This window comes from Microcoleus sp. CAWBG640 (assembly GCF_020883015.1).
Taxonomy (GTDB): domain Bacteria; phylum Cyanobacteriota; class Cyanobacteriia; order Cyanobacteriales; family Microcoleaceae; genus Microcoleus; species Microcoleus anatoxicus.
The window spans coordinates 16385-33510 of sequence record NZ_JAHRFC010000053.1; the positions used below are offsets into that span (position 1 = coordinate 16385).

Below are 17126 nucleotides of genomic sequence, written 5' to 3' on the forward strand. Positions count from 1 at the left end.
TCTGTTTTTATTTGGTTTCCATCCAATTTTTGCCCGCGTGGATGTCAACTATCAACGGTACACTCAGAGGTAGGGCATTTTCCATGGCATCTTTGATTTTTGGCTGCAATTCTTCCCATTCCTGGGGAGGTACTTCAAAGATTAATTCGTCGTGAACTTGCAGCAGCAATCGCGCCTGATAGTTTTGCAAAACTTGGTTGACTTCAATCATGGCAAGTTTAATGATATCAGCACTGGAGCCTTGGATGGGAGCGTTGGCTGCCGCCCGCAAAGATTGGGCATCATCTCTACTGAGAGATTTAAGTCTATCGGGGTGGATGTCTTCGGGGTTAGTGCCTTTTAAGTCGCTGAGGCGATCGAAGTTTAAGTAACGGCGGCGGCCGAGTATGGTGGAAACATAGCCAAGGGCGATCGCCTCTTTTTTGACTTTTTCCAAATATTCAAACACTTGACTATAACGCTGGTTAAATCGTTCAATAAACTTTTTACCATCTGCTGAGCTTTTGCCCATAGATTTGCCAAACTTAATCGCCCCCATCCCATAAATTACCCCGAAATTAATCGTTTTGCCAAACCGTCTTTCATCCGGCGTAACTTCCTCTTTTTCAAATAATAATTGAGCGGTGACTGTATGCACATCTCGGTTATTTTGATAAGCTTCGATTAACACAGGTTCTTGACTCAAATGAGCTAAAATTCGCAGTTCAATTTGAGAATAGTCAGCCGACACCATCAGCCAACCTGATTCTGGTAAAAAAGCTTTGCGAATTTGTCGGGAAAATTCGGTACGGATGGGAATATTCTGTAAATTTGGATTGGAAGAAGAAAGCCTGCCCGTCCCGGTAGCAGTTTGGTTAAAATCTGTGTGCACTCGCCCGGTATCTGCACGCACTAACTGCGGCAAAGCATCCACATAGGTAGATTTCAATTTGGATAATGTTCGGTGTTCTAATAAATCATCTACAATCGGGTGGTCTCCTTGGAGTTTATCCAAAACAGCGGCATCGGTGGAGTATCCTGTTTTGGTTTTGCGAGATTTTTTCTGAAACTCTTCGGGGATTTTTTCTAATAAGATTTCGCTTAGTTGTTTTGGGGAAGCTAAATTAAACTTTCTCCCCGCTGCTTGATAGGTGTTTTCTTCGAGTTGGACTAATCTCTGTTCTAGTTGTTGTGAGAGTTCTTGCAGATAGGCTGAATTAATGCGAATGCCACGAAGTTCCATTTCGGCTAAAATTGGTTCTAAGGGCTGTTCGACATCGAGCAGTAACCGATGCAAAGACTTTGATGGGGGCCCAGAAACCGGGTTTTTTGACGAAAATACTTCGTTATGACCAGCAGATTCAGTAAAAAACCCGGTTTCTTCAGTCGGAGTGCGTAAGTCCTGTTCATCTAATTCTGCTCTCAGTTTATCTACTAATTGAAATGTGGTGTACACATCCATGCCGCAGTAGTCGGCTACTTCCGGAATGCTGATGTCAGCAATTGTTTTGTGTTTCGGTACTAATTCTTTGTAGCTTTTGGCGACAATTCCTAAGTATTTCCTGGATAATTCGCTGAGGCTGTGGCTGGTTTCGGGATTGAGTACATAACTGGCTAGCATGGTGTCGAAGATGACTCCTGTTAGTTTAATTCCCTGACAGCGGAAGATGAGGCGATCGAATTTAGCATTTTGCAGCGCTTTGGGATAATTTTCGCTTTCTAAAATCGGACGCAAAGTATTTAAAACTGTGGTTTTATCTAAGTTTTTGCCTGTTTTATGTCCGGTTGGGATATAGGCTAAATCTTGTTCGCGGGTTCCCCAACAACAGCCAATTCCGACTAATTCGGCGTCTCGTGGTTCTAAGGCGGTGGTTTCGGTATCCCAGGCCACAGGTGTTGTTTTGTCTGTGCGGGTTTCTAGCAGTTTGACTAATTCATTTAACTGTTCTATGTTTTGAATTATCCGGGGTTTGATTGGTAATTTGTTTGCTTCCTGGGCGGCTTGGGTATCAGTATAACTCCAAAACCATAGGTCTTCTGAATTTTCAAGAGCTATAGGTAAGTTTTCTGTCGCACTGTCATTGGTATTTATAGTAATAGGTAAGTTTTCTGTGGCACTGTCATTGGTATTTACAGTAACAGGCAAGTTTTCTGTTCCACTGTTGGAGGAGACTCTTTCTTGGTTATTGCTGATTGCTTCTGCTTTCTCTTCTACACCGCCGAAACGTTGTTGAATTTGTTTGACTTTGCTTAAAAATGTCTTAAATTCTAATTTTTCTAGCATCGGTATCAATGCTGCTTCATCAAAACCTTTGAGCTGGCAATTTTCTAGTTCTACTTCTAAGGGAACGTCTTGGACGATGGTTGCCATGTGCTGAGAATGATAGGCTGCTGCTTTTCCTTCTTCTAATTTTTTCTTGGTTGCGCCTTTCAATTCGTCTATCGCTGCATAAATTCCCTCAAGGGTGTTGTAAGTGGTTAGGAGTTGGATGGCGGTTTTGTCGCCAATGCCTTTGACTCCGGGAATGTTGTCGGATTTGTCGCCGCAGAGGGCTTTGTAATCTATTACTTGTTGGGGCAATATGCCGAGTTTTTCTTGGACTTGTTCGGGACCGTATTCTTGGGATTTGCCTTTTCCCGATCGCCTTAATTCATCTGTGCTTAAGTATAAAACGCTGATTTTTTTGGCGGTGTCTACTAATTGAAATAAATCTCGATCGCCCGTGAGGATTTTGACATCATAACCGGAGGTGCTGGCTTTGTTGGCCAAAGTTCCTAAAACATCGTCGGCTTCGTAGCCGGGAGCGGTGATGGCTGGTAAGTTTAAATAGCCCAGGAGTTCTTGGAGGTTTTGCAAATCGGGGATAAAATCTTCTGGGGTTTCGGCGCGGCCGGCTTTGTAGGTTTCGTCGGCTTCGTGGCGAAAGGTGGGTGTGGCGGTGTCAAAGGCGATCGCCATGTATTCTGGTGCGATCGCCGCCATGACTTCCAACAGGGACTTGAGAAAGCCGAAACAGACGCTGGTGGGAATGCCGGTGCTAGTTCGCAAACCTCCATCTCGACTTTTGGCAAAGGCGAAGTAGGAGCGAAAGGCCAAAGAGTGGCCGTCAACTAGGATAAAGGTGGGTGTTTTATTGGCGGACACTGGCACTGAGGGCGATCGCACGAAAGTATTTTCTCATTGTAGCTACTTGTAGCCCCATCGTTCCTCAAGCACAAATCGATTTATTCCGAGTCAGTAATTCTCAAGTTCCACATCCCCTATCTAAAATCAATTGGCTGTGCAGCTTGCCTGAGAATAGTGGAAGATGTGAAGTACGATCGCACTTTTTCCAGATCGAAGTTTATGGCTGACATTGACCAATACTATGAAATCCTAGAAATTGAGCCTGGAGCCTCCTTAGAAGAAGTTAAGCAAGCTTACAGAGATTTGGCCTTTGTGTGGCATCCCGATCGCTTTGCCCACAACGATCGGCTGCAACAAAAAGCTCAACAAAGATTAGCAGAGATTAATCTAGCTTACGAGCAATTGGTGTCGTTTCTGAGTCAGCCGGAATTAAAAGCGATCGAACCTGCGTTTCAGACAGCAACAACCCCTGCACCTGTACGTGAAAAACTCAACAGAAGGGGCTTTATCAAGCCAAAAACTAGGGCTAATTTCAAAAAAAGTCAAAATTCTCCAAAAGCTACCTCGAAAGGCCACAAAGGATTTAAAGCTGAAAACCGTCAAAGGTTTCCAGGGCGGCGTGGCAATCTCCACACTCCCAGCCATGCCCAGGCTACCTCGAACCGGAAACAACAATTTTCGATTCAATATTCAAAGTCGCGAAACTTTGCTACTTCCAGGCGACAATCTCTCAAATATTCTGGCTTTCCTTGGTGGCCGCTGGCGATCGTCTTTGCCAGTTATGCTTTCACTAGCTGGATTTTGACGAAATCTGTCGCCCCGCTGTGGATGTGGACTTTAATCTGTGGTGCCGATGGGCTGTGGGCGGCGATTTTGGTGGCGGAGGGCTCGGTGACAGCGAGAGTTTGGTTGGCGGCTTTTGTTTTAGCTGGGGCGGTGGGGGGGTCGATCGCAGGTTTTCAGGCGGGAGGCGCGATCACAGGGATGGTTTGGGCTCTGGTAGGGGCTGGCTTGGGGGCGATCGCCACTTCTGAGGCTGAGTCTAGGCTGGTGGCTGGTGTGTTGGCTGTGGCAGGAGTGGCGACAGTGACGGGATTGATGGCTGGAACTGCTTCTGGGGATTGGATGAGGACGATGGCGGGGGGTATTTGTTGGGGGGTTGTGGGCTTGCTGTGTGGGCTGATGGGGGAAGTATCTGTTAATTCTGAGAACCCTAGGGGGCTTGTAGGTTTAATTGGCTTGGGAGTTGGGGCGATCGCGGGTGCGGTGGCGTTGACTGGTGCCGAGAATCTGGGTTTAGCTTTGGTACTGGCGGGTTCTAAGGCTGTCTATGGGGCTTGGGTGGCGATCGGGATTATTGCTGGAGTTGTGGCGAGGATGGTGGCCGCCGAAAGGTCGATCGTCTCCGGGAATGGCTTTTACACCTCTATTCTGTTAGTGGCTACTTCTGGTTTTGGACTGTGGTTAGGAAACTGGTTAGCCGATCGAATTTTTTGAATTTTGGTTCGTAATCAGGACTTGTTGTTAAATTGTCTGTCAAAAATCAAACTCATAACTCATAAATAACCTGCTCGTAACTCCTTAATAAACTATATCCAATACACTAAGCTTTGGCTTGAATGGTTTGGACAGCAGCTATTTGTCCAACATACGCTCTCCGAGGCAAAGAATAATTGAGGATATTTATATCATGAAGTTTAGTTACTCCGTGTTTGAGCGCGTTACCACTAAGCGCGTGCTACGTAATATTTGTTTATGGGCGATCTTAGTATTCCTGGCCACTTCCGCCATCAGTGTAGCAACTGCTGCCGAGCGCAAACAGGAGAACAAGAGCGAGCTGTACGCGATCGGCCTTTGGGGCGATCTTCCCTACTCAGACGTACAGGCGTTGACGGGGGTTCCGAACCTGATCGCTGACATGAACTCGCAAAACCTGGTCTTTACAGTCCACGACGGCGATCTGAAGGCGGGCAGTGGTACCCCCGGCTCGGTCACGCCGACCACCTGTAGCGAAGATTTCTATAAGCAATCCCTCGGATTCTTCAACGCGCTGAAGGCACCGGCAGCCTTCACACCGGGCGATAACGATTGGACTGACTGCGATCGCCCCGCAAACGGTGGATTCTCATCACGCGAGCGGCTCGATCGCGAGCGTCAGCTATTCTTCAACACCAAGTTTACACTCGGACAACGTAAGCTAGCCCAGAAAGTGCAGACAGCGCCGCTGTGCCTCGGCGTTGAGGGTGCCGTACCCTGTGTCGAAAACCGTCGCTGGGCAGTCGGTAATGTTACCTATGTCACCCTCAACGTTCCCGGTTCATGCAACAACCTCTGTGACACCGCACCTGACTCGGCTGAGTATAACGCACGCAACCAATCCAATATTGTCTGGTTGCGTGAGAGCTTTAAAGCAGCCAAGGACAGCAATTCAGTGGCGGTGATGATTATCACCCAAGCCAATCCGGGGTGGGATCTAACCGATGGCACCAGAGCGCCTTTGCGCGATCCGAAAACACTGGTGGAAACCGATAAGCAGGCTGATGGCACTCTCACGCCTGATGGCTACAAGGACTTTTTAATCGCGCTTCGCGATGAGACGATCGCTTTCCGTAAGCCGGTGGCCTACGTGCATGGCGACTCGCACTACTACCGCATTGACAAGCCATTTCTGGATAGTGAGGGTCAACGCCTTGAGAACTTCACTCGCGTCGAGACCTTTGGCGACAATGTGGCGAATGGCCTCAACGACGTGCAGTGGATCAAAGTTACCGTCAATCCCCGTGAGCGAGAGGTATTTTCCTATCAGCCACAGATTGTTCCCAAGAATCGGGTAGCGGTTCCGGCAGTCTAACACCGCGCGGTTTTCTCAGCGGGGCGATTTATCGACAATTTCTCCGCCGTCTAACCACACACGGGATGAGCTGTTTTTAATACACAGCAGTTCCCGCTGTAAGCTTTGGCAAATCGGCTTTATTCCGATCGCCCAACCATCAGGATTTAAAGGGCGATCGGATTTATTGCATTTTCCTTTTTCCTTCTTCCGTCTTCCATAACTCCCAGCGCTTACCACTTTTCAACAGCGCTTCAAACTCATCCTGGGGCAAAGCCTTGCTGAAAAAATAGCCTTGAATTTCGTCACAATCGTGAGTACACAAAAAAGCAAGTTCCTGTTCATCTTCCACCCCCTCAGCCACCACCGTCATATTCATCGAGTGTCCCATTTGAATAATCGCGATCGTAATCGCTGCATTCTGACGATCCTCTGTAATATTGCGAATAAAACTCTTATCTATTTTCAGAACATCAAAGGGAAACCGCTTTGAATAACTTAAGGAAGCATATCCCGTGCCAAAATCGTCAATTGCCACCCTAATTCCCATTTTTTTCCACACACTAAAAGCTTGGGATACTGCTGTTTCATCTTGCAACACCAGACTTTCCGTCAATTCTAATTCCAGATATTTAGGGTCCAGACCAGTTTCTGTTAATATTTCACTGACTCTTTGCGTCAGATTTTTTTGATCGAACTGGCGGGCTGACACGTTGACTGCTACTCTTAGCGGACCCAAACCCTGCGCTTGCCAAGCTTGAGTTTGCCTACAAGCCGTCTCTAATACCCATTCCCCCAAAGGCGCAATCAAGCCCATTTCTTCCGCCATGGGAATGAATTCTCCAGGGGAAACCCGTCCCATTTCTGGATGGTTCCAACGCACTAAAGCTTCTGCACCTACTATTTTTCCACTCTTTATTTCTACTTTCGGCTCATAGTAAACTTCAAATTCTGACCTTTTTAAAGCATTACGAAGACTAATTTCTTGAGCTAGTTTATTGATAGAATTAGTTGCAATATTTCTGGCATGAAATTGATAATTATTTCCACCTTTTTCCTGAGCATAGTACATAGCTGTATAAGCATTTTTTAGCAAATCCTCTGCATCCCTACCGTCGCCCGGATACAAAGAAATACCGATACTAGCCGTGAGGTAAACTTCGCTGCTTTCTACAATGATTGCTTGGGCGACAATTTCCAAAATGCTGTGAACAATCTTGACCGCATCCTGTTTGTCTTTCACAGGTTCGAGAACCAGCGCAAATTCGGCTGCTTCCAAACGAGCCACCAGATTAATTTTGTTTGTACAGTTATTCAGCCGCTGAGCAATACTGCAAATTACTAAATCACCAATATGGTGTCCCAAGGTACTATTAATCCGGTTAATTCTATCTAAGCTGAGAGTGACAACCGGAATGAATTCTGACAATTCTGTTTGTTCGTTTAATAGCTGACTTAGCTTTTCTCGCAGCAAGGAACGATTTGGTAGATTTGTCAAGCAATCATACTGATGTCGGTGAAGGGCTATTTGAATAGTTGTGTGCAAGTTTTTTTCTTCAAATGGCTTGATGATGCAACCAAAAGGTTTGGTAGAATTCACTCGTCGCAATGTATTCTCATCGGCATAAGCTGTGAGGTAAATCACTGGGATTTGAAAGCGCGATCTAATTTTCTCTGCCGCTGTTATCCCGTCTATTTCTCCCTGTAAATTCACATCCATCAGCACTAAATCTGGTCGCACTTCTGATGCGGCTATAATCGCTTCTTCCCCAGAATAGACAATGGCAGTTACTTGATATCCCAGACTTGTCAAACTGTCGAAAAGGTCTTCAGCAATGATGCTTTCATCTTCGACTATCAGTATTTTATTATTTGACATTAGGTTTGCTCTCCTGGTGCATTTCTGGTTGTGAAAATGTTATTTTGAAAACTGTCCCGGCAGTTTTTACAAGTTCTATATTCCCGCGAATTTGTTTAACCAAAGATACTACTAAACGCAAACCCAATGTGCGAGAATTTTTATAGTCTAAGTCTTTGGGTAAACCAATGCCGCTGTCGCTAACAACTAGCACGCAAACCCTGTCATTATCGAAACTGAAATCTATTTTAATTGTACCTTGAGGTTGCTCTGGAAAAGCATACTTTAGGGAATTTGTCACAAATTCGTTGATAATTAATCCGCAAGGAACTGCGGTGTCAATATTCATAAAACATGGTGCAATTTTTGTTTGTAATTTAATTCCTTTGGCATTGATTTCATAGGCTTGGAATAAATTTTGGGCTAAGTTGTGGATATAATCAGCAAAGTCAATCTTTGATAAGTCTTTGGATTGATACAATTGTTCGTGAACCAGAGCCATTGACCTGACGCGGTTTTGGCTTTCTTTTAGCATTTCAGTAACGTGGCTATCTTGAATATAGCGAGACTGAAGTTTGAGCAAACTGGAAATAACTTGTAGGTTGTTTTTGACGCGGTGATGAATTTCTTGGAGTAGCACTTCTTTTTCGGCGAGGGAAGCTTTGATTTGATCTTCATCTCGCTTGCGGTCCGTAATGTCGCGCACTACTGCTTGTAAGAATTTTTCTCCATTAATTTCCATGCTGTTTAACAGCACTTCTGCGGGAAATTCTGAACCATCGAGTCGTTTATGAACCCAGTCAAATCGACAGCTTCCTGTTTCCATGGCTGTGGCTATTTTTTGTTTAGAAAGAGTCTTTGAATCTTCTCCTTTAGGCTGAAATGGTGGAGATAAATCCCTGGGATGTTTACCATAGAAATCTTCTTTTTTGCTACAGCCAAACATTTTTAATGTAGCGAAGTTGCAGTCAAAAAACATCTCTTCATTTAGCAACATTACTGCGTCGCTGGTGGCTTCATAAAGGCTCCTAAATTTGTGTTCTGATTCTTGCAACGAAGCAATTAATTTGGTTTTTTGAGCTTCGGCGCGTTTGCGATCGGTAATGTCGATTCCTACAGATACTGCTGCGGTTCCTTGATGATATTTTTGAGCTACTATTAAATAGTTGCGCAGGGAGCCGTTAATTTCTATTTCTATTTCTTGGGATGTTTCCCGATCTGAACTTTCAAAAAATTGTCGCAGTAGTTGTCCAAAGTTAGACCCTCGTTCGAGAAACCCTATTTCTTCACCAACAAAGCTTTCAGGAGAACGCTTGAAAGAAGTTGCTAAGTGCTGGTTGACTCCTATATACCGCAAATCTGAATCGATCCAAGAAATTAATCCCGGTACGGCATTTAAAACTGCCCAAAGTTGGTCGGTTGTTTTTTCTAGAGCTTCTTCCGATCGCTTGCGATCGCTAATATCTGTCGCCGTACCAGTTAGTCCTAAAATAGTGCCGTTTTCGGCTTGGTTAACGATGCTGTTTACCCGCAGGTGAACGGGAGTGCCGTCTTTGCGAAGATGTACTGTTTCGTAAGCATAGTTAGGTGCTGGGGGCTGAACACTGGTGTTATCTAAAAGTTGTTCAAATATTTGTATTTGTAAGGGTTTGTGTTCGGGAAGCAAAAATTCGGTGAAACTGCGCCCGATCATTTCTGGTGGTTCATAACCGTAGATACGTTCCGCGGCGGCATTGACAAAGGTCAACAAGCCTTGAATATCGACGGACCAAATTAATTCTTGGGAGGTTTGGACGAGATTGCGGTACTTTTTTTCGCTTTCGTAAAGTGCTGCATGAAAGTTTTTTGTTTGCTGCTGAAGCTGGCGTTGTAATTCTTGATTTGCTTTTTGCAATGCCGCTGGCGATCGCGATCCATCCCCTATTTCCGTAGAAACACCGACGGCACCGACAACTTCGCCCTGGGAATTGTATACAGGTGTCGATCGAATTTCGTATATTAAATCCCCCTGTTGGGCATTCCAATAGCGTGAGTTTCCCGCCAATACCCAAGTCATATTTTCATAGATATCTGGATGGTGATTGTAGACTTCAAAAATCGAGGTTCTGGTGAGTTCTTCTGGCGAAAAACCCCAATTTTCTCGTCCTTTGCCTTCGGCAAGCGTTAATTTGCCGTTTTTGTCTGTCGCCCATAGCAGAATCGGAGCAACACCCATCGCTCTTTGCCAAGTCTCGTTAGCTGTTTTGAGGCGATCGATTTCCCCTTGAAGTTGCTCGCGGGTGTTGTTTAATTCTGCTGTTAGCTGTTCTACTATGAGCTGCAAGTTAGTAGTAGTTTCTGGCGTTTGCGCCCTCGCACAGGAGCAATAGCTTGATTTGTTAGACTGTGACATAGTTTCTCTGAGAGGCACTCTGATTTTTAGGCAAGCCTATTTTTTAAGCATAAACTTTTCCTGTCAACTCTTACCGTTAACTGGGATACTCATTTTGCAAATCAGGGATATTTTGAAGCTTGTTTAAACAAATTAGGAGTTGCCTGTCGTAGCGCTGTTGCGATGCCAATCGATCGACAACAGGCTAAATAATTACTGCTAATCAGTATTTTTACGTCTATTATGGCTAGACTTGCCAAAATCAATTCCGTAATCTTCACCTTTTGTCTATCCCAGAATTGTAAAGTTATGATTAATGTGCGTAAATATACTGAATATAGTCCTTAGTTATTGGTTATTAGTTATTGGTTATTAGTTATTGGTTATTGGTCAACTGTCAACTGTGGCGCGCCGTGTCCTTCCACCCTTCGGCTACGCGGTTGGAGCAGCGGAGTCGAAGGGTCAACTGTCAACTGTCAACCATTTTTCCCTACAAATCAGCAGCGTGCTGCTTCAATTCCTCCAAAGAAACGTATTCCAAAGTTAAGGCGTGAGTCGCTGACAAAACTACCTTGGGTGCAACTCCAGCATCCATCGCTTCCTTCCAGCGTGACGCACATAAACACCAGCAATCCCCTGGTTTCAAACCGGGAAAATTAAATGCGGGGACTGGAGTTATCAAATCATTTCCCCTCGACTTGCTGAATTGCAAAAAATCTGCTGTCAATTGAGCACAAACTGTGTGAGCCCCATAGTCGCCACCACCTGTATTGCATTTGCCATCCCGATAATATCCCGTCATGGGCGACGTGCAGCAAGTTTCTAATTTTCCACCCAACACATTTGTAGCTTCTGTCACAATTGCCACTCCTTGATAAAAATATTCTCTCTAAATTATACCGATAAAAATGTTAGAGATTTTTGGTCATGGCAAAGTTAATAAATTTTTGCCCTCTCCGTGCTACCTCTTGTTGTTTAATTACCCGAAAATCTTTGTTTTCAAAGAAGGGTTTGGCTGTAATACTGGCTTCTGTAAATATGCTTTTTAGTCCTAATTCCTTGGCTTTGGCTTCAATGTGTTCTAATATTTTTGTACCTACTCCTTTCCTTTGAAAGTCCTTGTGACAGTAAAAGCGATCGATATGGCCGTTGATTTCTAGTTCTCCAAAACCTGCAATTATGTCACCTTCTGTCGCTACAAAGGTAAATTTATTGCTTAAACTTTTGACCCAATTTTCCCGGTCGATGTCAACAGGAACCCAAGCATCTACTTGTGCTTTTGTGTAATCCTGGATATTTACTTGGTGTACGGTTTCATAAAACAGTTTGATAATTTGTTCGGTATCCCCTATTTCGTAGTTTCTGACTTTCATAGCTGGTTTCCAGAGGGTGCAAAAAGGCGATCGATACAGTTGGATTAATTTCTGTCATTTCCATTGACTCAAATAATTTTACTGTACCTCTTGACAAAATCTACCGCTTTGTGCAAGATTAATTATAACAAATGTTCGATATAATATAACCTAACTCAACAGCTAAGCCCTAGCTAAAATTTAGGTTATACTATATCGGATGTTCGATATAGTAATATGTTTCGATCGATTTTAAATTTTCGATAACCTAGGATCTAAAATCCACCATGTCAGATCGATCGACCTTATGCCAAAGATAGTTGACCACGAACTCTACCGCAAACAACTGTTGAACCAATGCTTTGAGATCTTTGCCGAAAAAGGCTATTCCTCAGTAACAATGCGTGAAATAGCCTCAGAAATTGGAGTTTCTACAGGCACGCTTTACCACTATTTCCCCAGTAAAGAAAGCCTGTTCGACCAATTAATTGAATACTTGAGCTATGAAGATACAAAAGAAGAAGCGCTAGCGGAATTAGGAAATCCACCAACCCTAGGTGAAAAGATTGAAAAACTGATGGAATATGTCTGTAAAAGTGAGGATTATATTGTCAAAAGTTTGTCAATTACCTTTGATTTTTGTCATCACAAAACTCGGCAAGAGGTTGAGAGTAATCAGGCACTTCAGGAAGCAGGAAAGCGTTATGAAGAAGCCGTAGGCTGCTACTTAGGCATCTCCAATCCAGAAATTCCGATATTTATCATCAACTATGTTGATGGTTTGTTGGGAAGAAGATTTTATCAAGGTGAAAGGATTTCTTTCACAGAACAAGCGAATTTATTAAAAGAGCTGTTGGTTGCTTATCTAGAAAAAAAACAAGGCGAATAGAGGAGATATATGAACTTTCAAGATTACATCAAACCTCATAATCGATTGGTAACGGGATTAGTAATTGCTGGCGCTTTAATTAGCGTGGGTACTGCTTTTTACGGAATTTCTCAGTCGGGAATTATCAGTGAAAGTGCTGAACCTTTGCCTGTGGAAACAACTCCTCCAGCTAGGAAAATAACCGCTTTAGGAAGATTGGAACCCCAAGGAGAAGTGATTCGGTTGGGAGTATCGCAAAATCTCAATGGCGATCGCATTTCCCAGATTTTAGTCAAAGAAGGCGATGGGGTGAAAGCTGGGCAGTTAATCGCAATTTTGGATGCAGGCGATCGGCTAAAATCTGCCTTAGACGAAGCCAAAGAAAAAGTAAAAGTTGCCCAAGCAAATTTAGCAAAAGTCAAAGCCGGTGCAAAATCAGGAGAAATTGCAGCACAATCAGCGACAATTGGCAAGCTAGCAGCAGAATTGCAAGGGAATCAAACAGCACAACAAGCAACAGTCGATCGCACCCTCGCCCAATGGGAAGGAGACAGAAGCGCCCAGCAAGCGACAATTAACAGAATCACCGCCCAGTGGGAAGGAGAAAAGAAAGCTCAAACAGCAACAATTAGCCGCATAAATGCACAGTGGAAAGGAGAAAAACAAGCACAAATAGCAGCGATTAACAAGTTGCAAGCAGAGTTAAATAATGCACAATCTGAATACGTGCGAAATCAACAACTTGTTGTCGAAGGTGCAATTTCTAAATCCGTAATGGATACCAAAAAGCTAGCAGTAGAAACCAACAGCCAGCAAGTTAAAGAAGCTCAAGCAAATCTCACCAGGATTAATAGTACAGCAACAGAGCAACTTGAAGAAGCCCAAGCAAATCTCGATCGAATCAACAATACAGCCAAACAGCAACTGAAGGAAGCCCAAGCCAATCTTTCGAGAATTAATAATACAGCAAAACAGCAGCTAAATGAAGCCCAAGCAAATCTCAAACGCATCAAAGGAAGTGGTAGCCAACAACTAGAAGAAGCGAAAGCCACTCTCGAAAAAATAGCCGAAGTACGCCCGGTGGACATAGAAGCAGCCGAAACAGAAATCAATAGTGCGATCGCCCAAGTCAAGCGCGCCCAAGCGGAATTAAATCAAGCTTATATCCGCACCCCAACTCCCGGAAAAATCCTCAAAATTCATACTCGCCCAGGCGAAAAAATTAGCGACGAAGGTATTGCGGATGTAGGAAAAACTGAGCAAATGGTAGTCGTAGCCGAAGTTTATCAAACTGATATTAGCAAAATCAAGGTTGGACAAAAAGCAACTGTCACCAGCCAAGCATTTCCCGGAGAATTGCCAGGAGTTGTTAAAGAGATTGGATTGAAAGTCAGCAAACAAAATGTGTTTAGCAACCAACCGGGAGAAAACTTGGACAGCCGAGTAGTGGAAGTAAAAATTCACTTGAATTCAGAAGGTAGCAAACAAGTTGAAGGGTTGACAAACTTGCAGGTAATGGTAGCAATTCAGAAAGACTAAAGTCCCGAATCCGAACCTTTAAGGATGGAAAGTTATGGCAGAATTTGGTCCCGATCCAAACCTACCTTATCCCATGATAGACCAGTCGCGGGTAGGTTTCATCAAAAACTTTGTGAAATCGCCTAATATTATTGTCGGTGATTACTCCTACTATGACGATCCGACTGGTCCGGAAAACTTCGAGAAAAATGTACTTTACAACTACGGAAATGACAGATTAATTATTGGTAAGTTTTGTGCGATCGCCACCAATGTCAAATTCATCATGAACGGTGCAAACCACAAAATAGACGGCATTTCAACCTATCCTTTTCCTGTTTTTGGTAATGGTTGGGAAACAGCCATAAATTTATTAATGGAATTGCCAAGTAAAGGAGATATCGTAATTGGTAATGATGTGTGGATTGGTTACGAAGCAGTGATTATGCCAGGAGTCAAAATCGGCGACGGTGCGGTGATTGCAGCTAAATCTGTGGTGGTAAAAGATGTTCCGGCTTACACCATTGTCGGTGGAAATCCCGCAGGTATAATCAAACAGCGTTTCAGCGATGCTGAAGTTGCACAACTATTAGAAACTCGGTGGTGGGATTGGCAAATTGACAAGATTACGCGCCATATTAACTTGATTATGAACAGCGATATTCAAGCACTGATAGATGCGGAATAAAAGGGATCATCCCGATTTCGCATAGGCGAAGCATGACCGCTGTAAATCTCTGGTTATCACTAATAAATTGTCTGCGGTCATGCTTCGCCCCTACGAATTACAAATAACTAATAACCAATTCCCCATTCCCAATTCCCCATTCCCCATCCCCCATTCCCGAATTATATGTTTCGCAAAACACCCCTTGCATGGTTGCAAGTAACCAGAGAAAAAACCCGCCTTGCAGTTGCCATTGCCGGCATTGCCTTTGCAGATATCCTAATCTTCGTGCAACTAGGATTCCGAGATGCACTTTTCGATTCTGCTATTAAACCGCACCAAAGTTTACAAACAGACTTAGTGTTAATCAATCCTCAATTTGAAACATTTGCTGCGGTAAAAAGTTTCAAAAGAGATAGATTATACCAAGCCCAAGGATTTGAAGGAGTCAAATCTGTAACTTCTTTGCATATTGATATCGGGCGGTGGCGAAATCCCACCAATCGCACTACGAGAGCGATTTTAATTTTTGGAGTAGATCCGGGAAACATAACATTTAATTTGCCCGATGTCAACAAACAACTGCATCAAATTCAAATGTTTAATCATGCCTTATTCGACCAATCTTCGAGACCTGAATATGGCGATATTGCCCAAATTATCCAGAAAGAATCCAGCCTTGAAACTGAACTAAACAAACGCAACATTCAAGTATCGGGTTTATTTACCCTCGGTACTTCTTTCACCGCTGATGGGAATGTCATAGTCAGTGACTCCACATTCATGAACTTATTTCCCGAAAGGAAACCCGATGAAATGGATGTGGGTTTAATCACCCTTAAACCCGGTACAGATATCAAAAAAGTCCAGTCTATGCTACAAGCAACTTTACCCAATGATGTTAAAGTTTTAACCTTAGCAGAATTTGCAGAAATCGAGAAAGCTTACTGGGCAAATGCTACCCCCATTGGCTTTATTTTTGGATTTGGCACTATCATCGGATTTATTGTGGGTCTAATTATTGTTTACCAAATTCTTTACTCCGATGTTTCCGACCACTTAGCAGAATATGCTACTTTAAAAGCAATGGGATATAGCGATCGCTATTTAGTAGGAGTCTTAATTCAAGAAGCTCTCCTCTTAGCAGTTTTAGGTTTTATGCCAGGAATTATTATCGCCAATGGAATGTATTCCCTAGCACAATCTGCCACTTTACTACCAATTATAATGACCACAAATCGAGCAGTAGTAGTGTTAGGTTTGACGATTGTGATGTGTACAGGTTCCGGTGCGATCGCCCTTCGGAAACTTCAATCAGCAGACCCCGCAGACATCTTTTAATCAGCGCTAATTATCGGTAAATTTTGACCCAAAAATCCCCATGGAAACCCTAAATCTCCCTGCTGAAACAACCACAATAACCGAACCAGTAATTTCCGTCAAAAACCTCAATCACTACTTCGGCCAAGGGTCCCTCAAAAAACAAGCCTTATTTGACATAAATCTGGATATCAACCCAGGAGAAATAGTAATTATGACGGGGCCCTCCGGTTCCGGGAAAACCACGTTATTAACCATGTTAGGAGGCTTACGTTCTGCCCAGGAAGGGAGTCTCAAAATTCTGGGACAAGAAATAGTCTCAGCGAGCAAACATCAATTAACCAAACTGAGAAAGCAAATTGGGTATATTTTTCAAGCACACAATCTGATGACATTTTTGACAGCTAAGCAAAACGTGCGAATGTCTTTGGAATTGCATAAAGAAATGCTAAATCAGAATATGGATGCTTTGTCCATAGCAATGTTAGAAGCAGTTGGTTTGGGAGAGAGGGCTAATTATTACCCCGAAAATTTGTCAGGAGGACAGAAACAAAGAGTGGCGATCGCCCGTGCGTTAGTCAGCCACCCTAAAATAGTATTAGCCGATGAACCCACTGCTGCTTTAGACAAAAAATCCGGGCGAGATGTGGTAGAAATTATGCAGAAACTAGCCAAAGAACAAGGTTGCACAATTTTGCTTGTCACCCACGACAATCGTATTTTGGATATTGCCGATCGCATTATTTACATGGAAGACGGGCATTTAGTCACAAATGTCGCAGATTAAAGTCATGAAACTAGAATAGGCTGTATCACCCCTCGTACCAACTTTGCAGCGCCAAACGATGAACTTCCCGCCAGCTAATATTGTTAAGTCGGGCAATTTCTGCACAATCTTCGTATTCCGGCTGCACATTAGTAATCATTTCTCCACTCTTGGCAACTTTGATATGTACTGGGCCGTACTTGGTTTGAACTTTCTGGATTTCTCGGTGCAAAATAGTTCTTTGTTGAGTCGATCGCCTAATTCCCAAAGTAGTAGTTTCGCGAAATATCGTTGTTTCGCAAGCAGCCTGATGTTCGGGATGACAAATCACAGTTAACAACACCCCCAGCCGCGACTTTTTCATCACAATTGGTTGAGTAAAAACATCCAGAGCACCGCAGACAAACAAAGCATCAAAAACATAGGCGATCGCCTGGGGACTCAAATCATCAATTTGGGTTTCCAATACC

General features: G+C 43.6%; 13 protein-coding genes. 7 read left to right on the forward strand and 6 right to left on the reverse strand.

Annotation, left to right across the window (positions count from 1 at the left end; all coding sequences use genetic code 11):
• Window positions 1-7 precede the first annotated feature (7 nt).
• Window positions 8-3124 carry a DNA polymerase I gene (gene polA, locus AAFP11_RS21815; RefSeq protein WP_341738959.1) on the reverse strand — a complete coding sequence of 1039 codons (3117 nt, stop codon included), beginning with the start codon at window positions 3122-3124 and terminating at the stop codon, window positions 8-10.
• Between the two features lie 201 nt (window positions 3125-3325).
• Here polA and AAFP11_RS21820 point away from each other — a divergent pair, with 201 nt between their 5' ends.
• Window positions 3326-4603 carry a J domain-containing protein gene (locus AAFP11_RS21820; protein ID WP_341738960.1) on the forward strand — a complete coding sequence of 426 codons (1278 nt, stop codon included), beginning with the start codon at window positions 3326-3328 and terminating at the stop codon, window positions 4601-4603.
• 193 nt (window positions 4604-4796) lie between these two features.
• Window positions 4797-5957, forward strand: a complete 1161-nt coding sequence (locus AAFP11_RS21825; RefSeq protein ID WP_341738961.1) for a hypothetical protein — start codon at window positions 4797-4799, stop codon at window positions 5955-5957.
• A gap of 163 nt (window positions 5958-6120) precedes the next feature.
• Here the strand turns inward: AAFP11_RS21825 and AAFP11_RS21830 are convergent, their stop codons facing one another.
• From AAFP11_RS21830 to AAFP11_RS21845, 4 genes are all read right to left on the reverse strand, one after another.
• The gene (locus AAFP11_RS21830; RefSeq protein WP_341738962.1) at window positions 6121-7815 is read right to left on the reverse strand and encodes an EAL domain-containing protein; all 1695 of its coding nucleotides are present in this window, start codon (window positions 7813-7815) and stop codon (window positions 6121-6123) included.
• Window positions 7805-10186, reverse strand: coding sequence for a PAS domain S-box protein (locus AAFP11_RS21835; RefSeq protein WP_341738963.1), 2382 nt, complete (start codon window positions 10184-10186; stop codon window positions 7805-7807). The genes AAFP11_RS21830 and AAFP11_RS21835 overlap by 11 nt, the downstream gene beginning before the upstream one ends.
• 469 nt (window positions 10187-10655) lie before the next feature.
• Complete coding sequence (locus tag AAFP11_RS21840) at window positions 10656-11027, reverse strand: DUF2237 domain-containing protein (protein WP_341738973.1); 372 nt, start codon at window positions 11025-11027, stop codon at window positions 10656-10658.
• A 49-nt stretch (window positions 11028-11076) separates the two neighbouring features.
• Window positions 11077-11538, reverse strand: coding sequence for a GNAT family N-acetyltransferase (locus AAFP11_RS21845; RefSeq protein WP_341738964.1), 462 nt, complete (start codon window positions 11536-11538; stop codon window positions 11077-11079).
• A gap of 286 nt (window positions 11539-11824) precedes the next feature.
• Here AAFP11_RS21845 and AAFP11_RS21850 point away from each other — a divergent pair, with 286 nt between their 5' ends.
• The 5 genes from AAFP11_RS21850 to AAFP11_RS21870 all read left to right on the forward strand — a co-directional run bounded on the left by AAFP11_RS21850 (window position 11825) and on the right by AAFP11_RS21870 (window position 16677).
• Window positions 11825-12406: a TetR/AcrR family transcriptional regulator gene (locus AAFP11_RS21850; RefSeq protein WP_341738965.1), complete on the forward strand. Its 582-nt coding sequence runs from the start codon at window positions 11825-11827 to the stop codon at window positions 12404-12406.
• 9 nt (window positions 12407-12415) lie between these two features.
• Window positions 12416-13924: an HlyD family efflux transporter periplasmic adaptor subunit gene (locus AAFP11_RS21855; protein ID WP_341738966.1), complete on the forward strand. Its 1509-nt coding sequence runs from the start codon at window positions 12416-12418 to the stop codon at window positions 13922-13924.
• 34 nt (window positions 13925-13958) lie between these two features.
• Window positions 13959-14591: a CatB-related O-acetyltransferase gene (locus AAFP11_RS21860; RefSeq protein WP_341738967.1), complete on the forward strand. Its 633-nt coding sequence runs from the start codon at window positions 13959-13961 to the stop codon at window positions 14589-14591.
• 165 nt (window positions 14592-14756) lie between these two features.
• Window positions 14757-15911 (forward strand): ABC transporter permease DevC, encoded by a 1155-nt coding sequence (gene devC, locus AAFP11_RS21865; protein ID WP_341738968.1) that lies wholly within the window; start codon window positions 14757-14759, stop codon window positions 15909-15911.
• Between the two features lie 40 nt (window positions 15912-15951).
• A complete protein-coding gene (locus tag AAFP11_RS21870) occupies window positions 15952-16677 on the forward strand; it encodes a DevA family ABC transporter ATP-binding protein (protein ID WP_341738969.1) in 726 nt (241 codons plus the stop codon).
• Window positions 16678-16702: 25 nt separating this feature from the next.
• Here the strand turns inward: AAFP11_RS21870 and larC are convergent.
• Window positions 16703-17126: nickel insertion protein (larC, locus tag AAFP11_RS21875; RefSeq protein ID WP_341738970.1), on the reverse strand; the 424-nt coding region annotated here is incomplete at its 5' end.

Coding starts and splice junctions, on each gene's coding strand:
- AAFP11_RS21820 (WP_341738960.1), top strand. CDS start 3,326: ATGGCTGACATTGACCAATACTATGAAATCCTAGAAATTGAGCCTGGA.
- AAFP11_RS21825 (WP_341738961.1), top strand. CDS start 4,797: ATGAAGTTTAGTTACTCCGTGTTTGAGCGCGTTACCACTAAGCGCGTG.
- AAFP11_RS21830 (WP_341738962.1), bottom strand. CDS start 7,815: ATGTCAAATAATAAAATACTGATAGTCGAAGATGAAAGCATCATTGCT.
- AAFP11_RS21835 (WP_341738963.1), bottom strand. CDS start 10,186: ATGTCACAGTCTAACAAATCAAGCTATTGCTCCTGTGCGAGGGCGCAA.
- AAFP11_RS21845 (WP_341738964.1), bottom strand. CDS start 11,538: ATGAAAGTCAGAAACTACGAAATAGGGGATACCGAACAAATTATCAAA.
- AAFP11_RS21850 (WP_341738965.1), top strand. CDS start 11,825: ATGCCAAAGATAGTTGACCACGAACTCTACCGCAAACAACTGTTGAAC.
- AAFP11_RS21855 (WP_341738966.1), top strand. CDS start 12,416: ATGAACTTTCAAGATTACATCAAACCTCATAATCGATTGGTAACGGGA.
- AAFP11_RS21860 (WP_341738967.1), top strand. CDS start 13,959: ATGGCAGAATTTGGTCCCGATCCAAACCTACCTTATCCCATGATAGAC.
- devC (WP_341738968.1), top strand. CDS start 14,757: ATGTTTCGCAAAACACCCCTTGCATGGTTGCAAGTAACCAGAGAAAAA.
- AAFP11_RS21870 (WP_341738969.1), top strand. CDS start 15,952: ATGGAAACCCTAAATCTCCCTGCTGAAACAACCACAATAACCGAACCA.